Raw genomic sequence first — 19,412 nt, 5'->3', positions numbered from 1 at the left:
GTCCGCTCTCGCTCCCAACATTCAAGATTTGCCGTGTCTAACGACTCACTGAGCAGTTCTGGGGATAGCATCAACAACTCAAACCACGAACTGCTCACTTCTCAAACTGGCTTAACTAGACAGTGCCCATCTTCAATTGTTTCCTCCTCACCTATTGGAATAATACTCTTCGCAAGACTCGCGCTGTGCATCTTGCACGCCAGCCAGTAACAATATCGTTAATCTGACTGTTGTTTCGCTCACTTAAGCAAGAGCTATTATTGTATCTATCTAATCATACGTGGTTCTAGTTCAACCATATGCGGGGTCCTGATTTGGTCTAATACAATGGTCAAAAATCAGTGTTCGAGATTCAATTCAGGAACAGTAAGGACCACTCTATCTAACCTGTGGATTTTTACCGGAGGCTAAACTATACTTCGAGTAGAAGACGTAAATCGGCTGATTACAGGGGTTGACTGGCAAGTCGAAGGCCACCTGCTTTCAAGGCAGGCGCAATAGTCCACTCTGCCATCCCACCTTCCGTCCTGCGGATCCACGTCCGGCCGCGGTCCTGTTGAAACTATCGTTCTCGCGGGACCGGCGTGTCGAAAGAATCAGGCCTCTCGGGGCCGACAGTCGGTCGTGAGCAGTCCACTGTCGGTTCTCGTCTACGACGGCCGAAAAGCGGCGTTCCGGACCGCAGTCGACGTGTTGACCTACGGGATGGACGACCTGATCGCCGTCCCGTGGGAATCGGCTCCCGTCCAGCGGTTCCTGGAGGCCCAGTTCGGCGGTCGACCGTTCGTCTTCGTCCTGATCGAGGGCGACGCCGTCCACGCCGGCGAGACGGCCGTTCGACGTGCACTGGACGCCCGCGGGGTCGCCACCCCCCTCGCCCGCGGCGTCGAGTCGCTGTACCCCCGGATCGCCGACCCCTTCGGGCGGGTCGTCCACGGCGAAGCCCCGGCCGACATCCACGGCACCTACCGGCTCGACCCCGACGCCCGCGAACACATTGAGGCCATCAGGGAGCGCCACGAACGCGGCTAGCGACCGAGTTCGGCCAGCGCCTCGCTGACGGCGGTCTCGATCGGCGTCTGCTCGATCGGGACGACCGACTGGAGATCCATCGTCTCGTCTACGGTGACGGGGTTCCGCATCCCCTCGGCCAGCGCTTGGGCGATCTCGAACTGCACCTCGGTCGTCAGCCGCAGCCAGTACGACGAGAGCTTCGGCGTCATCACCGGCACCGGAACGATCCGCACCGATTTCCCCTTCCGCGCGGCAGTCAACTGGAGGAGCGACTCGTAGGTCCACACCGAGGGCCCGCCGATGTCGTAGGTGGTGTCCCGCGTCGACTCGACGTCGAGGAGGCCGACGAGATAGGCGATCGTATCCCGGATCCCGATCGGCTGACAGGGGGTCCGGACCCACTGGGGGACCAGCATGATCGGTAGCCGATCGGTCAGGTCGTGGAGGATCTGGAAGCTGGCACTGCCGGCCCCGATGATGACCGCCGCCCGGAGCACCGTCAGGTCGTAAGCCGCGTCGGCCAACAGCGCCTCGACCTCGCGGCGGGAGTCGAGATGCGGCGAGAGATCACCCCTGTCTCCGCTGATCCCGCTGAGATAGATCACGCGGTCGACGCCGGCCGCCGAGGCCTGTCGCCGGAAGCGCCGGGCGTACTCCCGGTCGCGGGCGGCGAAATCGTCGGCCGTCAGCGAGTGGATCAGATAGTAGGCGACGTCGACCCCCTCGCAGACACCCGCGAGCGAGTCGTCGTCGCCCAGATCGCCGTCGACCGGCTCGACGCCGTCGGGAAACGACTCCTGACTGGCGCTTCGGGAGAAGGCGACGACCTCGTGGCCCGCCTCGGTGAGTCGATCCACCAGCCGACGGCCGACGAACCCGGTCGCTCCGACAACAAGCGTTCGCATCCTTTCGACCTACGGCCGACGGGGTCAATAGCGTTTGGCTCTCCGATGACCAATCAGATCGGTGATAGACTGTCGATCGGCCGCCCCGTCGGCGTGGTCGACCCGTCGCCGCCGGGTCCGCGAACCCGTCCGCGCTCCGATATATACGGCCAATCCGACCGCTTAAGTTAGCCCGCTGTAATGCTGGGTGTATGCCGACTCGCCGAAGGGCACTCGTTGTGATCGGCGGGGCTATCGCGCTGGCGGGGTGTACCGACGACGGCGACCAGCCCGAGACCCACTCGGGCAACGAATCGACGACCGGCACGAACGGCACGGTGTCGAACGGGACGGCCGGGTCGACCAACACCACGACCGAGGTGCCGGCGGCGGTCGCCCCCGAAGTCGAAGCCGCGCGGCAGGGCCTCGAAGCGGCGCTGTCGACGTACGCCGGCTTCGCCGAGGCCGACGAGCCGACGATCCTCGATGTCACGTCGCTGAATCAGGCGTACGACCACCTCGAAGTGCTCGACGAACTCGCCGAGGCCGACGACGCCCTCGACGATGCCGAACGCCGGGTCGAGGACGACACTGGCGGGATCGAACGGCTCCGCCGGGAGTACTACCTCCTCAACGAACTCGTCTACGCCCAGTGGCGGGGACAGCTGATCGGCATCACCGCCGACCGCTACGCCGGCAGCACCGCCAAATCGAGCCCGACTATCTCGCTGTTGGAGAGTCGCTATCGGGACATGCGCGACAAGCAGGGCTCCCTTACCCGACGACTCTCGAAAGCGGGGTCCCACCTCACCGACACCTTCCAGCCCGATATCGGCGGTCGGGAGCTGTACCGCCGGAAGATCCGGCAGCTCAGATCCGAACGGTCGACGTTCGAGGTGTATCTGGCGGCCCACGAGGATTTCAAGGCCGGCGTCGAGCAGTTCAACGCGGCAACCTCTAGGCTCGCGAACGACCGACCGGTCAGTGCAACCGCCAAAGCACGGGAAGCCGAACGCTCCTTCGAGGCGTGTCGCTCGACGCTCGAAGGCGCGACCGCCGAAACGCTCACGCCGGTCTCCGAGGCGTTCAGGTCGGGCGTCGACTCGAGTATCGCCGCCGCCCGCCGGCTGCAGGACCGCGCCGACGGCTAAGCCGTGTCGACGACGGTCAGATACCCCACGTACAGCAGGGCCGCGGTCACGAGCGCGCCGGCCAGTACGGTGAGGCCGACGTAGCCGTCGAGTGCGATCTCGGGATCGGCCCACAGTACGGCCGCGCCCTCGACCGCGAAGACGAACAGCGTGCCGTAACTCACCGCGAAGGCGACCGCCCGACCGAGGGCGTACAGCCCGAGCAGCCGGCTGTTGAGCAGTTCGACGACGAACAGCAGCGCGATCGCCAGCACGTACACCGGGACGGGGAACACCGCGCCCAGTTGTCGACCGGCCGCGATCGCCCCCACGCCGTAGTAGGAAAGCGCCAGCAGGATGCCACCGGCGAGGGTCACCACCACCCCGTAGCCGCTGGCGGCGTCGACGGCCTCGTCGGAGGCTACCATAGGCCGCTCCTTTTCGACGGGCTGACTTCGTTAGTCGGTCGGAAACAGGGCCCACCGTCTGCCGGGTCGACCCGCCGCCTGCTGGCAGTAGGCCGTGCCTACTCGGCGTCGACGACCAGTTCCGGCCCGTCGTCGCCGTCGATCACGTCCAGTCCGTGGTCGTAGACGAAGGCGGCAGTGTGTTCGGGAACGATCCGCTCGGCGGTAAAGCGGGCCCGCAGCAGCGGCAACAGCGACAGGAGATCCTCCTTGGTGTCGACACGCGGACTCATCGGCAGGAACTCGGTGTCGAGGTCGGCGTCGGCCGCGCGGTTAGCCAACCGCTGGAGTTCGATGCCCCCGAGACACCCCTCGAAGTCGACCGGCTCGGTGAAGCCGGCGTAGTAGGCCCGCCCCTCGGTCGCCGGCCCGACGACGACCGCATTGGTTCGAAGCTTCATCGCCGCCGAGTCGACGAGCGTCCGGCTCAACAGCGGCGCGGTGCCGAAGACGACTGCCGCGGAGGCGACCTCCTCGGTTTCCAGGAGGTGGGTGATCGTGTTGCCGGCTCGCGCCGAGACGGTCGAGCCGACCTGTGGCTCGAACCGCACGTTCGAGACGTCGTCGAGGGTGTCGGCCGCGATCGACCGGAGTTCGGCGACCGGGTCGACGTCGGTGTGGTATGCGTCTGGAAGTTCGTCTTCCGGGAGGTAGTTGACCAGCAGCTCGCCACCCGAGCGGTCGACGGCCAGCATGGTATCCCGAAGCATCGCCTCGTAGAACGCGGCGACGTCGTGCTCGCTCAGCGGGGTCGTTGCGGCCAGTTCGGACAGCACCAGTCCCGCACGCGGCGGCTTCGCAAGGACGGCGATCACGGTCATAGCCGACTATCGGGGCGGCGGCGTCTTGAACGCGCTGATAGCTACCGACTCTGGCGACCCTTCGTCTGTCGGTAATCCCGCGAGAAGACGTTTTCTTTCACGTGGTCGACGAAGGCCTCGCTGTCGGCGTCGGTCTGGCGGTTGAGTTCGAGCATCGGCACGAGTTCGAACCCCCGGCCCCTAATCGTCGTGGCGTGTTCGGCGTCGATATCGAAGCTCTCGGGTTTCCGGGTGGTGTACTCCATCGCCAGCGATTCCAGCACCCGCTGGCCGATCGGGACGATGATCTGGGGGTTGATCATCCGGATCTCGGCGTTCAGGTAGGGTTCGCAGGTGTCGACCTCGCGGTCGGTCGGCTCCCGGTCGGGGTGTCGACACCGCGTCAGGTAGGTACAGAAGGCGTTCTGGATGTCGGGCTCGGCGGCGTCGGGCTCGGAGCGGACGAACCCCAACTCGCCGAGGATCGACTGGAGCAGCCGGCCGTGTTCGTCGCCGGTAAACGGGACCCCGGTTCGGTCGGCCCCCTCGTGTGGTCGCTCGGCGAGGAAGAGGAACTCGCCGCCGACGTCGCCGTAGCCGTGGACGACGTTCGTACGGTGCTCACAGAGGTCGCAGTTCGTACACTGCTCGTCCATTCCGAAGGGGTTCTCGAACTCGGTCTGGTTTGCGTCCACACGCGTTCCAGGGGCGGCGACAGTAAAACAGTACGGTCGAGGTGGGGGTCAACGGGGGAACTACAGCCCGACGACGGCGAGTGCGGGCTCGGCAGCCCCGGCCAACTCCTCCATCTCGGGGCCGTAGACGGTGACGACGTACAGCAGCGCCAGCAGGATCGAGTTGTACAGCCCGTGGACCAGCGCCACGACGGTGAGGTTCCCGGTCCACTCGTAGAGCCCGCCGAAGACGATCGAGCCGCCGACCAGCGCGGCCATCGAGGCCGCGGTCGGCGCGAGACCGGCCGCGCCGAAGCCGTGGGCCGGGATGTGGATCGCCGCGAAGATCAGGCTGGCCAGCAGGATCGCGGCGGCGGGGCCGAACGACTCCCGGAGCCGCGCCTGCACCACGCCGCGGTAGAGCAACTCCTCGAAGGGGCCGACGATGAAGATCACGAGCGGGATCATATACAGGTAGAACCGTGGGTCGACGTCGCCCAGATTGCCGAGGGCGTGCTGGGAGGGTTCGACGCCGGCCAGCAGGCTGAGTTGGGTGACGATCCCGGTCACGAGGATCACCGCGAAGGGGGCGGCGACGATCGCCAGCGTCTCGATCAGCGAGGGCCGGCGGATCGGGACGTAGTCGAGCCCGCGACCGGTGTAGACGAGATAGGCCACCGACAGCCCGCCCATAACCATCACCTGGCCGACGACGAGTTCGAGCGCCGTCAGCGCCAGCGTCGACGTGGGAAACGGGAGGCCGAACTCGCGGACGACGAAGATCACCGGCAACAGGATGACAAACGTGATGGCGATCGCTCCCCAGCCGAGGCCGGTGGCGACGCCGGCGGTCCGGAGCTTCTCGCGGGCCGATTCGCCGCCGCTCGGTGGCGTGGTCGTTACCTCACTCATGCTGTGTCGGCGGTTGTCGACCGACCGGCGACGACCGAACCGCCAAGCCGTCGACCGGCGTCGTGTAGGGATCCATGCGTAACTCTTCGTAGGGTTGGGAGGCGCAAAAACCTCGTGTTTCAACGAACCGACGTATCGTCGGGGCGATCAGACGAGGCCGGCGACGAAGGCGACCCAGCCGGCGGTCACCGCCAGTCCGAGGCCGAACAGTCCGCTGTTGACCACTGGGTTGTCGGCCGGCGTCAGCGACAGCGAGACCGGCGACACCGGCAGCGGCCACAGGTAGTTCACGCCCATCGGCGTCAGGGTGTCGCCCAGCAGATGGGCGAGGATCGTCAGCGCGCCGACTGCGAAGCCGACCGCCGGCAGCGGGAGGTCGACGCTGACCACCGCGTCGGCAGCCACGCCGACGGCCGCGCCCGCCGCGCCGACCAGCGCGGCGAACGCCAGCGAGTGGGTCGCCCCGCGGTGTTCGACCATCGGCAGCCGGTGGTCGACGTCGGGCAGTGTCGCAAACTGGACCATGACGAGACCGGCGACGGCCGCAACCGCCGGGTGGCCAGCGTCGACCAGCGCGTAGCCGACCGGCGCGAACACCAAAAGCGAGACGCCGAGGTGGCCCTTTCGGTACATGCTCGCGTCCATCAGCCCTGCCGGCAAAAACGGTTCGGCTCGGTGTGGGTCCCCAACCGGCTGCGTGCGAGCCGCACGCATGATGCTACTACTTAACTGTTTCCGGTGCGTAGTCAGTTTGTGTCAGAAAACTCAGGGCGGAAGAACCTCCGCATGCCCAACGACGATGAAATGTTCGCGGTCGTCACCGATATGCTCGGCGGCGGCCGGGTTCGACTCCGGTGTAACGACGGCAAAGAACGCATGGGACGGATCCCCGGTCGGATGCGGTTCCGCACGTGGATCAACGAGGACGACATCGTCCTCATCGAACCGTGGGACTGGCAGGACGAGAAAGCCGACGTCGAGTGGCGCTACGACAGCCAGGACGCCCAACAGCTCCGCGACGAAGGCCACATCGACTGATCCGTTTCTCCACTGATTCCAGCGCGTCGAGCGGCGGCACTACCTAGTGGGTCGACCCCGAGCGGGTCGTCGTGCCGATCGGCGTCCGCTCCTGATCGGCCTCAACCGGCCGGTCCTCGGAGCCGCCGGCGATGGGTTCGGCCGACCGGTCGCCGGCGGCCGCAACCGTCGGGAACGACAGCGTCACGACCGACCCCCGCGGCTCGTTGTCCTCGATCTCGAAGTCGCCGTCCATCCCCTCGACGATCCATTTGACCAGCCACAGTCCCAGCCCGCTGATGTGTTCCAGCGGCGTCTCGATGCCGGCGGTGATCACCCGCCGTTCGGCCTCCGGGATCCCCGGCCCGTTGTCCGAGACGACGAGTTCGACCCGGTCGTCGGTCTCGGTCACCACGACGTCGATCTCCGGGGACTCGTGATCGTTGTGTTCGATGGCGTTCTCGATGAGGTTCTCGACGGCCGCCCGGACCAGCGTATCCCCCCAGATCGAGACGCCCTCGATCCGGGTCCGGATCGACGTCTCGGGGTACGACTGGTGGACCGACCGGACCTCGTCTTCGACGATCCGCGAGAGGTCGACCTCCTGTAGCTCGCGGTCGCGGCCGTGGAGCCGCTGGTCGATCTTCCGGACCTTCTCGCCGAGGTCGACCAGACTGCTCGCCTTCTGGCGGATCGTCTCGGCGTGACGGACCCGCTCGGAGTCCAGCGCCTCGACGAGGATCTCGGCGTGGCCCACCACGACGTTCATGTCGTTTCTGAGGTCGTGTCGCAGCACCCGGTTCATCACCTGTCGACGCTGCTGGTTCCGGAGCCGCTCGGTAACGTCCCGGGCGGTGATGATGACGCCGTCGGTCGTCGGCGACGACCGGCTTCCCCGGACGGTCGTCTCGATCATCCGCCAACTGTCGTCGCCGGCCTTGATCCGGTACTGGGAGTGGATCGTCTCGTCGGTGCCGGAGACCGACTCGATATCGTCGGTCAGCGATCCGGCGTCGTCCGGATACAGCAGGTCGGTGATCTCACGGCCGACGAGTTGGAGCTGTGTGTAGGAGAGCTCCGATTCGACCGACGGGCTCACGTAGCTGATCCGCCCTTCGGGGTCGACGATCGTCACCACGTCGGTGGTGTGTTCGATCACGGCCTGAAACTCCAGTTCCTGTTCGCGTTGCTCGGTGATATCCCGGAACACCAGCAGCTGGCCGTCGAAGGCCGTGTCGACCGGTACCGGCTCGGTGCTGACGATGAAGTGGGTCTCCTCGCCGCCGTCGTCGAGGATCAGCTCGACGCCAGATGGGTGGGGCCGAAGCTGGCCGTCACCGCCGTCGGTCCGGGGGGAGCCCGAATCGGGGCTGGCCGTCGGCATCGTCGCGTCTGGCAGCTCGCCCTCACTGAACCGCAGCAGATCCTCGCCACAGGGCAACACCGTCGCCGCGTCCTGACCGATCACCGGCTCCGGCAGCGACAGCTGTCGTCTGGCTGCCGTGTTAGCGATCCGGATCCGCCCCTCCTCGTCGACCAACACCACACCGTCTTCCATCGTCGAGAGCACCCGGTTGCGCGCCGCCGGCAGGATGTCGAACAGTCGATACTGGACGACCCCGACGAGGATCGCCGTGAACGCGACGCTGAGCAACAGCGGCGTCCCGTGGATCGCCGCCGTCGAGGGATCGAACAGCTGTTGGATCGGCTCGAACAGCGGCACCGACCCCGCGATCAGCAGCGCCAACACCTGCGGGTGGTAGGCCGGGTCCGTGTCGCCGAGCGTCCACACCAGAAACAGTAGCGCCGCGTTCGCCAACAGGAACAGGTAGGTCTGATGGAACACGAACACCGGACCCGGAACCGGCTGCAACACCGCAAACTCCCCGATCGCCCCGACCGTCCCGCTGCCGACGAACAGCTCGTGGGCCGGCGTCGACAGCGCGACCGCGAGCACGACGACCGGCTCGATCGCCACCACCGCGAGCACCGGCCGGGTGAGGAGGTCGTCCCGACCCGTGTAGGCGAGGATGAAGACGAACCAGCAGCTGATGTAGGGTACTGCCCCGAGCCACAGCCACCGGAGGAGGGCGTAGCTCTCGGCGGGGTCGGCCAGCAGATAGCCGGCGTAGCCACCGGCCCACACGAGGCCGCTGAGGACGACACCGGCGAACGACCCCGCGACGAGCCGCGACTGCGAGCGGGCGCGCCGGGCGGCCACACCGCCCACGAGCAGCGACAACAGTCCCGAGAGGATCGCCAGCCGAAACACCGGGAGCGACGAATACATATGAAATGTCCCTTCGGTTCCATCTAATTTTCTGACTATTAATCTATCGGTCGCAAATATCTTCACTGAGAATCGTGGCGATCGACTGTCGAGTCGGCTAACGCGGTAGTCTCCCGACCGGTGACTTATATTGCCGCCCATCCTGCGTACGGTGAATGCGCTTTCGCCGTCTGGTCCGCGGCCGGCTCGACTGGCCCCAGCTTGAGACCGTCGCCAGTGCCATCGCCGAGCGCTACGACCGCGAGACGGTGCGGGTCCGGTTTCTGGAGGCCGACAACTGGCTCTCGACCCCGATGGTGGTCGACGACGACCTGTTCGTGAAGGTGATCAGCAAACAGAACACGGTCGTCCACGCGCTGTTTACCACCGGACGCAACCTCGGGGCGTTTTCGACCGGCACCGAGGGGTTTTTCGAGTCGTTCCAGAGCCCTGCCGAGATGGCCCGCCACGAGCTGGAGGCGACCGAGCGAATGCGGACGCTGGGGCTCAACGCCCCCGAACCGATCGAGGCCTTCGAAGTCGACGGCCTCGGGGTGGTCGTCCTCGAATACATCCCGGAGTTTCGGGCGTTCGACGAGTTGGACGTCGAGACCGAAACTGAGCTGGCGGTCGACCTGTTCGACGCGCTGCGAACGCTTCACGACGCGGGGATGGCCCACGGCGATCTGCGGGCCGAAAACGTCCTGATCCGCGACGGAGAGCTGTTCTTTATCGACGCGACCAGCGTCAGCACCGGACGCCGGTCGGCGATCAGCGCCTACGACATCGCCTGCGGGCTGGCGGCCCTCGAACCACTGATCGGGGGCCGCGAGGCGGTCACGGCTGCCCTCGAGGTATACACCGTCGACGAGTTGATGGGCGCACTGGACTTTTTGAGCTTCGTGCAGATCCGCCCCGACCACGATTTCGACGCCGCCGCACTCAGAAGCGAGATCGAAAAGCGGGCGACCGGGTAAGCGGGCCGCCTCAGAGGCGGTCGGCGATGTAGCGCTCGATCCGGTCGACGAGGTCGGGCCGGAACGTCCAGAAGCCGTCCCAGACGTTGGGTTCGTCCTCGAGGGCGACCAGCGCGGCGTGGTCTCCCGACGACCCGGCCGGCGGCCGGAAGACGACGAACCACGAACACCGGTAGGGGTATGTGGTCCCGGTGTGGACCGTGACCGGAAGGGTCTCGCCCGGGTCGGCGTCGCCGACCCCATAGAGGTGGACGTCGACGCCGCCGTTGCTGAGCGTCTCGTAGACCTCGTAGGTGCCGCGCTCGTCGTCGAGCCGCGAGAGCCGCTGGAACGACGACCGAAGGGTGCCGCCGCCGGTTTCGGCGGCGATCCGTTCGATCACCCGCGAGACCACGATCAACAGCAGCTTCTCCTTGTTCGAGGCGGGGTAGCCGCGAAGCCGGAAGGGTACCTCGTCGAGCCCCCGGAGCACGTCGGGCAGAACCACGTCGACGAGGTCTATCGCACCGGTCTTGTAGAGATCGGAGTTGATCAACAGCACCGATTCGAGCAGTTCGTCCAGCGTCGACCGGGCCAGTTCCCGACCGTCTTCGACCAGTGCGACGACGTCGCGGTCGGTATCGGGCGCCTCGACGTCGCTGATCGACACCGACTGGTCGGTCAACAGCGAGTCGAGCATGTTCCGGACCGGATCCGGCGACTCCCGGTTGAGGACGACGAGGTGCCGGTCGGGTGCCTCGATATCGTCGAAGAACGACCGCAACGAATCAGCCATCAGACATGCTATGTCTGGCGGAAAGAAAATCCTTGCCCATCCGGCGCTAGCGACGATCCGTCGGTACCCGGCGTACACACCGCCACAATTGTCAAAAATAAATACAATAGAACAGGTAAAATTATGAACGTTGGCACCGAATGGCACGCTGATGAGTCAGACAGATCCCCGGGCAGGAACACGACTCACACTCGATCTCTGGCACCCCAACTGTTGGGCAATCGATGCAACGCGGGAAGCAAGCGGCGGCGTGTTAGCACATGCGATCTACAACACGCCGACGATGGACATGCAGTCGGCATCGGTCAACGGGTTGTTCACCGCGTTTGGCGACACCGTCGACGAGGTCGAGACGTTGCTCGAGGAGATCGACGCCTCACCGCACAGTGGCGACCTGTTGGAACTCCAAGAACGGTTCGGCACGGGCCACGCCGCACCGGGCAACGTCGTCCGCGAGTTCTTCCTCGAGTACAAACCCGGTGATATGGTCTGTCCAGTCCTCCTAGAACACGGGTTCGTCCACAGCGCTCCCGTCCGTATCGAAGACGGGCGCGAAGTGTGGGAGGTGTGTTTCGCCGGCGAACGGCCCAGTATCGAGCCCTCGCTCGATGGCGTCCGTGAGGATGCCGGCGCCGATATCGAAGTCAAGCGGATCATGGCCGCCGGAGACGTGCGGCAACCCGAACGACAGCGTCGACTCGATCTGCTCACTCCGGCCCAACGGGACGTGTTCGACCTCGCACGCGAGGAAGGGTATTACGAATGGCCCCGCGGCACCTCGACCCGCGAGCTGGCGGAGCTCGCCGACGTGTCGAAAACCACGCTGTTGGAACACCTCCGGAAGGCCGAGGCGAAACTGCTGAATCCGCAAACCGAGTCGTAGTCGGCGTGACCGGCCGGCGAGTCCACCACTACTGGCCGACGATCGCCCGAAGTGCGAAAAAGGCGTTTTCCTTCCGCTCGCGGAGTCGACGGTAGAAGTACGACATCCACTTGCCACCGTACGGGATGTACTGGTAGGTCGGCACGCCGTCGGCTGCAAGGTCACGCTGGGCGTCCTCCCGGACACCCATCAGCATCTGGACCTCGTAGTCGGTGCCGTACTCCGCATGGAGGTCGGCCGCATAGTCGATCATGGCGGGATCGTGGCTGCCTACTCCGATCCCACCGTCGAACTCGCGGAACGCGAACTCGAGTAGCTCCCTGTAGGCAGCGTCGACCGCCGCCTTGTCCTTGTGAGCGATGTCGGCGGGCTCGTCGTAGGCCCCCTTGACGAATCGGACTTTGCCCGGAAGGTCGGCGAGTCGTTCGACGTCCTCGCGCGTTCGCTTGAGGTTCGCCTGCACACAGAGGCCGACGTCGCCGTCGGTCCCGCGGGCGTGGTTCTCGAAGGCGTCGAGTGTCACGTCGGTCGTCGTGTGGTCCTCCATGTCGATCCAGACGAACCGTCCGTGTTGCTGGCCGGCCTCGACGATCGACGCGAGGTTCTCCTCGAAGACGTCGACACCGACATCGAGACCGATCTGCGAGGGTTTGACCGAGACACAGCCCGAGACATCGGCCGCCGCGAGGTCGGCGATGAGATCGATGTAGGCCTGCGTATCGGCGTCCGCTGGCGGTCGTTCGCTGTAGTGTTCGCCGAGCAGATTGAGAATGCCGCCGACGCCGTCACGGTTACACGCCCGGACGTGGTCGATGGCCGTTGCTGGATCCTCCCCGGCAACGAAGTTATTGGCAATCGGTGGAATCATACATTCTCTATCGGATGTATTGGGCCTCAATACCGACCCTACCATACTATTCTAACACTTTCTGTTCGGAATAAAGAACCGCTGGCACGCAACCGACCATGGGAGGGTCACCGTTGATGCGGGTCGTATCTATAGAGAACTACCATGGCAGATGATATCAAACGGAACCTGAATCGGCGGAACCTCATCAAAGCCTCCGGTGTCGCTGGCATCACGGCGTTTGCCGGCTGTATCAGCACGTCCGACGACGAAAACGGCGGTGGAGACGGCGGCGATGGTGGAGACGGCAGCGGCGGGAGCGACGGCGGCGACGGCGGAAGCGGGGGATACTCCATCGGGATGGTCGACTCGCTGACCGGCTCGCTGTCGGCGTTCGGTGAGCGCAACCAACGTGGGAAAGATCTCGCCCTCGCACGCGTGAACGAACTGGGAATCGACGACCGGGAACTGGATATTATCGTCGAGGACTCGGGCAGCGAGAATCAGGGCGGCATCTCGGCGGCCCAGAAGCTCGTCAATCAGGACTCCGTGCCGTTCCTCATCGGCGCAGTCGGCTCCGGTGTCTCGGTTGCGATCTACGAGAGCGTGGTTCAAGAGACCGATGTCGTCCAGCTGAGTCAGAACTCGACCGGCCTCGGTCTGACGAACTTCCCCGGACTGCTCCGGATGTCACCAACCGGACGGGCCCAGTCGCTTGCGCTGGCGAACATGATCGCCGACGACGGCTACGACAGCGTCGCGCTGACCTACGTCAACAACGATTTCGGCCAGAGTCTGACCGACGCCTTCGTCGAGGCGTGGGACGGCGAGATTGCCTACAACAGCGCTCACGATCAGGAACAGTCCTCCTATTCGAGCGTGATGTCGGAGATGAACAACTCCGGGGCGGATGCGTGGCTGTTCATCACCTACCAGGCGGAGTTCACCACGATGGTCAACGAGGCCTACTCCAGTGGGTACGAGGCCCAGTTCTACGGTGCCGACTCCGCCCAGGGCAGCGATGTGCTCGAGGGAACGCCGGAGGGAAGCATGGAGGGCATGAAGATCACGCTTCCCTCCGCACCGATCGAGCAGGACAACTACCAGGCGTTTGCGAGTGCCTTCGAGGAGGAGTACGGCGAGGAGCCGACCTCGTGGTCGGCCTACGCCTACGACTGTGTGATCAACGCCGCACTGGCGATCCAGGCGGCCGACGAGTTCACCGGCGCGGCGCTCCAGGAGACGGTTCGAGAGGTCTCACGGCCCGAGGGCGAGCAGGTCTCAACGTTCGAGGACGCCCACGCGATCCTCGCGGAGGGAGGCAGCGCCTCGGACGTCGACTACCAAGGCGTCAGTGGCCCGATCGACTTCGACGAGAACGGTGACCCGGTTGGCTTCCTCCAGATCGTGACCGTCGAAGACCACGAATACGTCGACGCTGGCTTCATCGAGGGCTAGTCGACGAATGTCCGTTCTCGAACTCGTCGCCAACGGGCTGATATTCAGCAGTATCCTCGTCCTCGGGAGTATCGGGCTGTCGCTGATCTACAGCATCGCGAACTTCGCGAACTTCGCACACGGCGACACGATGACGGTCGGAGCGTACTCGGCACTGGTGACGTTCGGTGCGGTCGGCGGACTCGGTGGCTCGGTGCTGGGACTCCCGTACGGCTTTTTTGTCGCGTTGCTCGTCGGAGCCGCAGCCGCGGCAGTCGTCGCAATCGTTACTGAAAAGATCATCTACGAGTCCCTCGATATCGGGTCGATCGGCCTCCTGATCACGTCGATCGGGATCGCGTTCATCTATCGCGGGATCATCCAGATCCGTTTCGGAGCCGACTTCACGCGGTTCGATATCGGGGCGCTCCGGCCCATCGAGTGGCTGGTCCCGTACGGAGTTCGGGTGACGCTCCACGATGTCGCTATCGTGATCTCGGCGGCCGTCCTCGTCGGTGGACTGCACGTGTTGTTGCAGTACACGGACCTCGGCCGAAAGATGCGTGCGATGGCCGATAACCCGGATCTCGCCCGCATCAGCGGGATCCGAACCAAACGGGTCACGCTCTGGACCTGGATCATCGGGGCTGGACTCGCTGGCGCTGGGGGTGTCTTCCTTGGGCTGTTCAATCAGCTCGCGCCACGAATGGGGTTCAATCTCCTCCTCCTCATCTTCGCGGCAGTCATCCTCGGCGGCATCGGCTCGGTCTACGGCGCGATGCTCGGCGGCTTCCTGATCGGCATGATTAGCCAACTCACACCAGTGCTCAAAATGGTCGGTATCCCGATCGGTATCGAGTACGCAAACGCGATCGCATTCGTAATCATGGTGGTCGTCCTGCTCGTGCGTCCAAACGGGATCGCCGGGGAGGCAACATAATGTCGCTCCGCAACGATGCGGTCGACTACTGGAGCGACCTCACACGGGCCGAACAGGGCGTCACCGGAAGTATCGTCCTGTTCGCGGCGGTGCTGCTCTTTGGGCTCGTCACTGGTGGCCTCAACCCGACGTACTTCCTGTTCCTCGTCGGGCTGGCCGGGATGTACGCCCTCATGTCGCTGGGACTCAACTCCCAGTGGGGCTTTTCCGGCCTGATCAACTTCAGCGTCGCCGCCTTCTTCGGCATCGGTGCCTACGGCGCGGCGCTGATGACGTCGGATTCGTCGCCGCTGCTCGGCGGCTTCGATCCGATCTTCGGGCTCGTCGTCGCGCTGTCGGTGGCTGCCGTGATGGCAGTGCTGATCGGCGTACCGACGCTCCGACTCCGGGCGGACTACCTCGCGATCGCCTCGCTGGGGCTGGCCGAAGTCGTCCGACTGCTGGTGCTCAACGAGCGACAGTGGACCAACGGCAGCGGTGGGGTGCGTGGCATCCCGCGGTTCTTCGACAACTGGCCGGTGCTGTCGACGTTCCCCGAGGCGATGCCGGGACTCGAAATCGTCATTATTCCGGGCTCACCGATCGAACTTGGCACCCCGTTCTACCAGATGGTGCTCAACATCTCGCTCGTGGTGGCCTTCGTGGCCGCCAGCTACCTCGTCTTGCGCCGAGCTCACCGCTCTCCGTGGGGCCGGGTGCTCCGGACGATCCGCTCGGACGAGGACCTCGCCCGGGCACTCGGGAAGAACACCTACTCGTTCAAGATGCAGTCGTTCGTCCTCGGCAGCGTCATCATGGCGCTGGCCGGCGTCTTCTACGCCCACCTTAACCTCTTCGTGAGCCCGGGTGATCTCAACCCGATCACGACGTTCTACGTCTGGGTGGCAGTCATCCTCGGCGGCAGCGGCTCGAACCGCGGGGCGCTGTTCGGTGGGGTGGTCGTCGTGACCATTCGGGAGGGGACGCGCTTCCTCAACGAGTTCGCGTGGATTCCGTTCGATACGGCCCCGCTCAGGCTCCTGCTGATCGGCGTGCTGATCGTCCTGATCATGAAATTCCGTCCACAGGGGCTGTTGCCACCGCAGCGAGAGCTCATCTGGCCGGATGCCATCGCGGGGTCGGAGACGGAACCGGAGCGCCATACGAATCAGCGGCCTGGCGGTGATGCCAATGAGTGATACTGAATCTCTAGCCGACGACTCGTCGACCGAAACGCCCGCTGCCGAACAGTCGACGGCCGACGCGTCGACCACTGATCAGTCCGCCGAAAAGGACATCGTCCTCGAAGTCGAGGATCTGCAGAAATCCTTCGGCGGACTGGTCGCCACCGACCACGCGACCTTCGAGGTCGAGCGGGGGACGATTACCGGGCTGATCGGCCCCAACGGGGCCGGGAAGTCGACGATCTTCAACCTCATCTCGGGGTTCTACGAGGCCGACGGCGGCAGCGTCACCGTCAACGGAACCGACGTGACGAACATGGAGCCCTACCAGGTGGCCGACGAGGGACTGATTCGGACGTTCCAGACCCCCCGAAAGTTAGAGGGGATGACCGTCCGCGAGGCGATGCTCATCGGGCCACGAAACCAGCCCGGCGAGTCGTTCCTGACACTGTTTACGGATCCGGATGCGGTCAACGAAGCCGAATCGGCGAACCTGGCCGACGCCCAGCGGATCCTCGAAGAGTTCGAGATCGACCATCTCGCCACCCAGCCTGCGACCGACATCTCCGGCGGGCAGATGAAACTGGTCGAGTTGGCGCGGGCGATGCTCGCCGAGCCCGAAATCCTGCTGCTCGACGAGCCGGTCGCCGGTGTCAATCCGACGCTCAGAAACACGCTGGCCGACCAGATCCGTCGACTCAACGAGCAGGGGACGACGTTCCTGCTGATCGAACACGACATGGAGTTCGTGATGAGCCTCGCCGATCCGGTGGTCGTCCTCAATCAGGGCAGCGTCCTGATGGAGGGCGAGCCCGACGAGATCCAGACCGACGAGCGTGTTATCGAGGCCTATCTCGGAGGTGGCACATGAGCGAGCCCGTCCTCGCGCTGGAGGGTGTCGACAGCGGCTACGGCGATGCACAGGTCCTGGACGACCTCACGCTCCACCTCGATCGGGGCGAGATCGTCTGTCTGGTCGGCCCGAACGGCGCGGGGAAGTCGACCGTCCTCAAAACGGCCTTCGGGATGCTGACGCCGTGGGAGGGGACCGTCCAGTACCACGGCGACTACATCGGCGGGATGGCCCCCGAGGAGATCGTCCGCGAGGGGATCGGCTTCGTCCCCCAGACCGACAACGTCTTCGGCACGCTGAGCATCGACGAGAACCTTCGGATGGGTGGGGTCGCCCGCGAGGACGACCGCCTCGACGAGGTGATCGCCGAACTCTACGAGCGGTTTCCGCTGCTCAACGAGAAGCGGTCGGCCAACGCCCGGACGCTCTCAGGTGGCCAGCGACAGGTGTTGGCCTTTGCTCGGGCGCTCGTGATGGAGCCCGACGTGCTGTTGATCGACGAGCCGTCGGCCGGACTCGCACCGAACACCGCCGACGAGGTGTTCGCCGACGTGCAGGCGGTCAACGAGATGGACACCTCGATTCTGATGGTCGAGCAAAATGCTACAAAAGGGCTGAACATCTCGGATCGGGGGTACGTCCTGGATCAGGGGACGGTCGCCTACACGGACGAGGCCAGCGGACTGCTCGACAACCCCGAGGTCTCGAAGCTGTATCTCGGTGGCTGAACGTCGACTCCACGCGTCCGATTAATGAGGACAGTCACCGATTGCACTGGCCCCGCTTCTGGCTGCGGTGCTCTGGGGCGGGATGTATATCGTCAGCAAGTGGGGGTTCGACGCGATCCCACCGGTCACGCTTGCGTTTCTCCGCGTCGCCCTCGGTGCAGCAACGCTGCTCGGCGTGGTTCGGTTCGTCTACCCGACACGAGCGTTCTCGCGTCAGGACTGGACCGGGTTCGGATTTCTCGGTGTCTGGGTCGCCGTCACGATGGTGACGCAGTTCGTCGGGACGGATCTGACCACCGCGAGCGAGGGGGCGCTGATCACCGTCCTGACACCGATTTTCACCCTTGTGTTTGGGGTCGTCGTTCTCGACGAGACCCTCACGCGGCGGAACGTCTTCGGCATGGGCCTTGCAGTCTGTGGGACCGGACTCGTGCTTGCCGGGCAGTACGACTTGGCATCGGTCGGCCTCGGGAGTCTCTTCGGCGTCCTCTTGCTCGTGCTTGCGAGCGTCGGTTGGGCCGTCTACACCGTCTGGGGAAAACCACTGATTCGGCGATACTCGGCGCTGGAAACGGCGACCTATTCGACGATGCTGGCCGTGCCACTGATCGGGCTCCTCGTTCCAGTCGAGTTAGCAGTCGCCGATGTCGCGCTGTCGACGATCCCGTTCACGCTCCCGGTGGTGGCCGCCGTCAGCTATCTCGGCGTGTTGAGCACGGCGGTCGCGTGGTACTGCTGGTACAAGGGCCTCGAAACGCTCGACGCCGGGACGGTTGCAGTCTACTTCTTTGCCCAGCCAGTCGTCGGCGCTGGGCTCGGGGCACTGCTGCTCGGTGAGTCGGTGGGTCCGGGATTCGTCGCTGGCGGTGTGATACTGGCGGGAGGAATCTATCTCGTGCGTACGGCTCGCAGCGAATGATCAATCGGTGGTACTCGCTATATCAACGAGGCCAGCGGGCTGGTCGACAACCCAGAGGTCTCAAAGCTGTATTTCGGCGGGTAGCTGCGCGGGCTTTTGTTTTTGTGGTCCTTGTCGACGCTGGTGTAACAACAGAATGGTGATATTGATACTAGTTGGCATACAAAATATAGAGGATACATCCATCAGAATGACCAGACTCCGATCACAGGTGGGAAACAATCTCACAACCTACTTGTATATGGCATTTGGAAAGAATGAACATGCCGACTGAGCCGGAAGATAGTCCTGATTTTCAGCGCAGACGCCTTCTCCAATCACTTGGAGCAACAGGTCTGACAACTGTAGCAGGCTGTCTAGGGGGAGACGACACCGAATCTGATCCAGAGCCAGAACCTGAAGAGGGAACACAGGAACAAGACTCTGGACAAGAAACACAGGAGGAAGAAGAAGAACCCGAAGACTATGACACACCTGAATCCGAACACATAGACACAGAAATACTAGTAGAAAACTGGGGGACCACATACTCCGGCCACAAGAGGGCGGCTGTTGATTCATTCAGTCCTTCTCAGGTTTCAGACGAATATGACTTTCGCTCTTGGGTAGAAGATTGTTGGTCAGTTCTCAGCAGTAGCTGGCAGTCACAGCGGGCAAGGGTGACACGTTCGTGTCACCCGACAAACGATGTTCCCAATCAAGACGTTTGTCTCGGAGCGTCGA

General features: G+C 64.3%; 20 protein-coding genes and 2 pseudogenes. 12 read left to right on the top strand and 10 right to left on the bottom strand.

The window, feature by feature from the left end; translation table 11 throughout:
• Nucleotides 1–71, bottom strand: a pseudogene (locus NKJ34_RS15335) (IS6 family transposase); the annotation flags it as partial.
• A 553-nt stretch (nt 72–624) separates the two neighbouring features.
• Between NKJ34_RS15335 and NKJ34_RS15330 the strand changes: the two are divergent.
• The gene (locus NKJ34_RS15330; RefSeq protein WP_253739174.1) at nt 625–1,032 is read left to right on the top strand and encodes a hypothetical protein; all 408 of its coding nucleotides are present in this window, start codon (nt 625–627) and stop codon (nt 1,030–1,032) included.
• On the opposite strand, the gene NKJ34_RS15325 is transcribed toward NKJ34_RS15330, so the two are convergent.
• A complete protein-coding gene (locus NKJ34_RS15325) occupies nt 1,029–1,919 on the bottom strand; it encodes an NAD(P)H-binding protein (RefSeq protein WP_253739173.1) in 891 nt (296 codons plus the stop codon). The two genes, NKJ34_RS15330 and NKJ34_RS15325, sit on opposite strands and share 4 nt — an antisense overlap.
• Before the next feature lie 191 nt (nt 1,920–2,110).
• On the opposite strand from NKJ34_RS15325, the gene NKJ34_RS15320 reads away from it, so the two are divergent.
• Nucleotides 2,111–3,049: a hypothetical protein gene (locus NKJ34_RS15320; protein ID WP_253739172.1), complete on the top strand. Its 939-nt coding sequence runs from the start codon at nt 2,111–2,113 to the stop codon at nt 3,047–3,049.
• On the opposite strand, the gene NKJ34_RS15315 is transcribed toward NKJ34_RS15320, so the two are convergent.
• The 5 genes from NKJ34_RS15315 to NKJ34_RS15295 form a co-directional block, all read right to left on the bottom strand.
• A complete protein-coding gene (locus NKJ34_RS15315; protein WP_253739171.1) occupies nt 3,046–3,456 on the bottom strand; it encodes a hypothetical protein in 411 nt (136 codons plus the stop codon). The two genes, NKJ34_RS15320 and NKJ34_RS15315, sit on opposite strands and share 4 nt — an antisense overlap.
• 98 nt (nt 3,457–3,554) lie before the next feature.
• Nucleotides 3,555–4,316, bottom strand: a complete 762-nt coding sequence (locus tag NKJ34_RS15310) for a glycosyltransferase family protein (protein ID WP_253739170.1) — start codon at nt 4,314–4,316, stop codon at nt 3,555–3,557.
• Nucleotides 4,317–4,357: 41 nt separating this feature from the next.
• The gene (locus tag NKJ34_RS15305) at nt 4,358–4,990 is read right to left on the bottom strand and encodes a uracil-DNA glycosylase (RefSeq protein WP_253739169.1); all 633 of its coding nucleotides are present in this window, start codon (nt 4,988–4,990) and stop codon (nt 4,358–4,360) included.
• Between the two features lie 60 nt (nt 4,991–5,050).
• On the bottom strand, nt 5,051–5,881 hold the full coding sequence (locus NKJ34_RS15300) for a CPBP family intramembrane glutamic endopeptidase (RefSeq protein ID WP_253739168.1): 831 nt from the start codon (nt 5,879–5,881) through the stop codon (nt 5,051–5,053).
• A gap of 147 nt (nt 5,882–6,028) precedes the next feature.
• Nucleotides 6,029–6,514 carry a metal-dependent hydrolase gene (locus NKJ34_RS15295; protein ID WP_253739167.1) on the bottom strand — a complete coding sequence of 162 codons (486 nt, stop codon included), beginning with the start codon at nt 6,512–6,514 and terminating at the stop codon, nt 6,029–6,031.
• 120 nt (nt 6,515–6,634) lie between these two features.
• On the opposite strand from NKJ34_RS15295, the gene eif1A reads away from it, so the two are divergent.
• A complete protein-coding gene (gene eif1A / locus NKJ34_RS15290; RefSeq protein WP_321169467.1) occupies nt 6,635–6,919 on the top strand; it encodes a translation initiation factor eIF-1A in 285 nt (94 codons plus the stop codon).
• 43 nt (nt 6,920–6,962) lie between these two features.
• Here the strand turns inward: eif1A and NKJ34_RS15285 are convergent, their stop codons facing one another.
• Nucleotides 6,963–9,188 carry a histidine kinase N-terminal 7TM domain-containing protein gene (locus tag NKJ34_RS15285; RefSeq protein WP_253739166.1) on the bottom strand — a complete coding sequence of 742 codons (2,226 nt, stop codon included), beginning with the start codon at nt 9,186–9,188 and terminating at the stop codon, nt 6,963–6,965.
• Between the two features lie 155 nt (nt 9,189–9,343).
• Here NKJ34_RS15285 and NKJ34_RS15280 point away from each other — a divergent pair, with 155 nt between their 5' ends.
• On the top strand, nt 9,344–10,144 hold the full coding sequence (locus NKJ34_RS15280; RefSeq protein WP_253739165.1) for an RIO1 family regulatory kinase/ATPase domain-containing protein: 801 nt from the start codon (nt 9,344–9,346) through the stop codon (nt 10,142–10,144).
• A gap of 10 nt (nt 10,145–10,154) precedes the next feature.
• On the opposite strand, the gene NKJ34_RS15275 is transcribed toward NKJ34_RS15280, so the two are convergent.
• Nucleotides 10,155–10,919: a DICT sensory domain-containing protein gene (locus NKJ34_RS15275; RefSeq protein WP_253739164.1), complete on the bottom strand. Its 765-nt coding sequence runs from the start codon at nt 10,917–10,919 to the stop codon at nt 10,155–10,157.
• A 151-nt stretch (nt 10,920–11,070) separates the two neighbouring features.
• On the opposite strand from NKJ34_RS15275, the gene NKJ34_RS15270 reads away from it, so the two are divergent.
• Complete coding sequence (locus tag NKJ34_RS15270; protein WP_253739163.1) at nt 11,071–11,802, top strand: helix-turn-helix domain-containing protein; 732 nt, start codon at nt 11,071–11,073, stop codon at nt 11,800–11,802.
• 28 nt (nt 11,803–11,830) lie between these two features.
• Here the strand turns inward: NKJ34_RS15270 and NKJ34_RS15265 are convergent, their stop codons facing one another.
• A complete protein-coding gene (locus tag NKJ34_RS15265; RefSeq protein ID WP_253739162.1) occupies nt 11,831–12,670 on the bottom strand; it encodes a proline dehydrogenase family protein in 840 nt (279 codons plus the stop codon).
• A 144-nt stretch (nt 12,671–12,814) separates the two neighbouring features.
• Here NKJ34_RS15265 and NKJ34_RS15260 point away from each other — a divergent pair, with 144 nt between their 5' ends.
• The 7 genes and pseudogenes from NKJ34_RS15260 to NKJ34_RS15230 form a co-directional block, all read left to right on the top strand.
• Entirely contained in the window at nt 12,815–14,107 is a 1,293-nt protein-coding gene (locus tag NKJ34_RS15260; RefSeq protein WP_253739161.1) for an ABC transporter substrate-binding protein, read from the top strand.
• 7 nt (nt 14,108–14,114) lie between these two features.
• Complete coding sequence (locus NKJ34_RS15255; RefSeq protein WP_253739160.1) at nt 14,115–15,026, top strand: branched-chain amino acid ABC transporter permease; 912 nt, start codon at nt 14,115–14,117, stop codon at nt 15,024–15,026.
• A complete protein-coding gene (locus tag NKJ34_RS15250; RefSeq protein WP_253739159.1) occupies nt 15,026–16,204 on the top strand; it encodes a branched-chain amino acid ABC transporter permease in 1,179 nt (392 codons plus the stop codon). The genes NKJ34_RS15255 and NKJ34_RS15250 overlap by 1 nt, the downstream gene beginning before the upstream one ends.
• Nucleotides 16,197–17,060 carry an ABC transporter ATP-binding protein gene (locus tag NKJ34_RS15245; RefSeq protein ID WP_253739158.1) on the top strand — a complete coding sequence of 288 codons (864 nt, stop codon included), beginning with the start codon at nt 16,197–16,199 and terminating at the stop codon, nt 17,058–17,060. The genes NKJ34_RS15250 and NKJ34_RS15245 overlap by 8 nt, the downstream gene beginning before the upstream one ends.
• Nucleotides 17,057–17,770, top strand: a complete 714-nt coding sequence (locus tag NKJ34_RS15240; RefSeq protein WP_253739157.1) for an ABC transporter ATP-binding protein — start codon at nt 17,057–17,059, stop codon at nt 17,768–17,770. The genes NKJ34_RS15245 and NKJ34_RS15240 overlap by 4 nt, the downstream gene beginning before the upstream one ends.
• A 40-nt stretch (nt 17,771–17,810) precedes the next feature.
• Nucleotides 17,811–18,689 carry a DMT family transporter gene (locus NKJ34_RS15235; protein WP_321169468.1) on the top strand — a complete coding sequence of 293 codons (879 nt, stop codon included), beginning with the start codon at nt 17,811–17,813 and terminating at the stop codon, nt 18,687–18,689.
• Between the two features lie 263 nt (nt 18,690–18,952).
• Nucleotides 18,953–19,412 (top strand): annotated as a pseudogene (locus NKJ34_RS15230) (DUF6517 family protein); the annotation flags it as partial.

The sequence above is a fragment of the Halohasta salina genome (genome assembly GCF_024178165.1).
GTDB lineage: Archaea > Halobacteriota > Halobacteria > Halobacteriales > Haloferacaceae > Halohasta > Halohasta salina.
This window is presented reverse-complemented; position numbering and strand designations above follow the sequence as displayed.

Excerpts from the sequence above, each read along its gene's own strand:
- NKJ34_RS15270 (WP_253739163.1), top strand. The coding sequence starts at position 11,071 with ATGAGTCAGACAGATCCCCGGGCAGGAACACGACTCACACTCGATCTC.
- NKJ34_RS15295 (WP_253739167.1), bottom strand. The coding sequence starts at position 6,514 with ATGTACCGAAAGGGCCACCTCGGCGTCTCGCTTTTGGTGTTCGCGCCG.
- NKJ34_RS15275 (WP_253739164.1), bottom strand. The coding sequence starts at position 10,919 with ATGGCTGATTCGTTGCGGTCGTTCTTCGACGATATCGAGGCACCCGAC.
- NKJ34_RS15260 (WP_253739161.1), top strand. The coding sequence starts at position 12,815 with ATGGCAGATGATATCAAACGGAACCTGAATCGGCGGAACCTCATCAAA.
- NKJ34_RS15320 (WP_253739172.1), top strand. The coding sequence starts at position 2,111 with ATGCCGACTCGCCGAAGGGCACTCGTTGTGATCGGCGGGGCTATCGCG.
- NKJ34_RS15265 (WP_253739162.1), bottom strand. The coding sequence starts at position 12,670 with ATGATTCCACCGATTGCCAATAACTTCGTTGCCGGGGAGGATCCAGCA.
- NKJ34_RS15310 (WP_253739170.1), bottom strand. The coding sequence starts at position 4,316 with ATGACCGTGATCGCCGTCCTTGCGAAGCCGCCGCGTGCGGGACTGGTG.
- NKJ34_RS15255 (WP_253739160.1), top strand. The coding sequence starts at position 14,115 with ATGTCCGTTCTCGAACTCGTCGCCAACGGGCTGATATTCAGCAGTATC.
- NKJ34_RS15245 (WP_253739158.1), top strand. The coding sequence starts at position 16,197 with ATGAGTGATACTGAATCTCTAGCCGACGACTCGTCGACCGAAACGCCC.
- NKJ34_RS15315 (WP_253739171.1), bottom strand. The coding sequence starts at position 3,456 with ATGGTAGCCTCCGACGAGGCCGTCGACGCCGCCAGCGGCTACGGGGTG.
- NKJ34_RS15280 (WP_253739165.1), top strand. The coding sequence starts at position 9,344 with ATGCGCTTTCGCCGTCTGGTCCGCGGCCGGCTCGACTGGCCCCAGCTT.
- NKJ34_RS15325 (WP_253739173.1), bottom strand. The coding sequence starts at position 1,919 with ATGCGAACGCTTGTTGTCGGAGCGACCGGGTTCGTCGGCCGTCGGCTG.
- NKJ34_RS15250 (WP_253739159.1), top strand. The coding sequence starts at position 15,026 with ATGTCGCTCCGCAACGATGCGGTCGACTACTGGAGCGACCTCACACGG.
- NKJ34_RS15285 (WP_253739166.1), bottom strand. The coding sequence starts at position 9,188 with ATGTATTCGTCGCTCCCGGTGTTTCGGCTGGCGATCCTCTCGGGACTG.
- NKJ34_RS15300 (WP_253739168.1), bottom strand. The coding sequence starts at position 5,881 with ATGAGTGAGGTAACGACCACGCCACCGAGCGGCGGCGAATCGGCCCGC.
- NKJ34_RS15240 (WP_253739157.1), top strand. The coding sequence starts at position 17,057 with ATGAGCGAGCCCGTCCTCGCGCTGGAGGGTGTCGACAGCGGCTACGGC.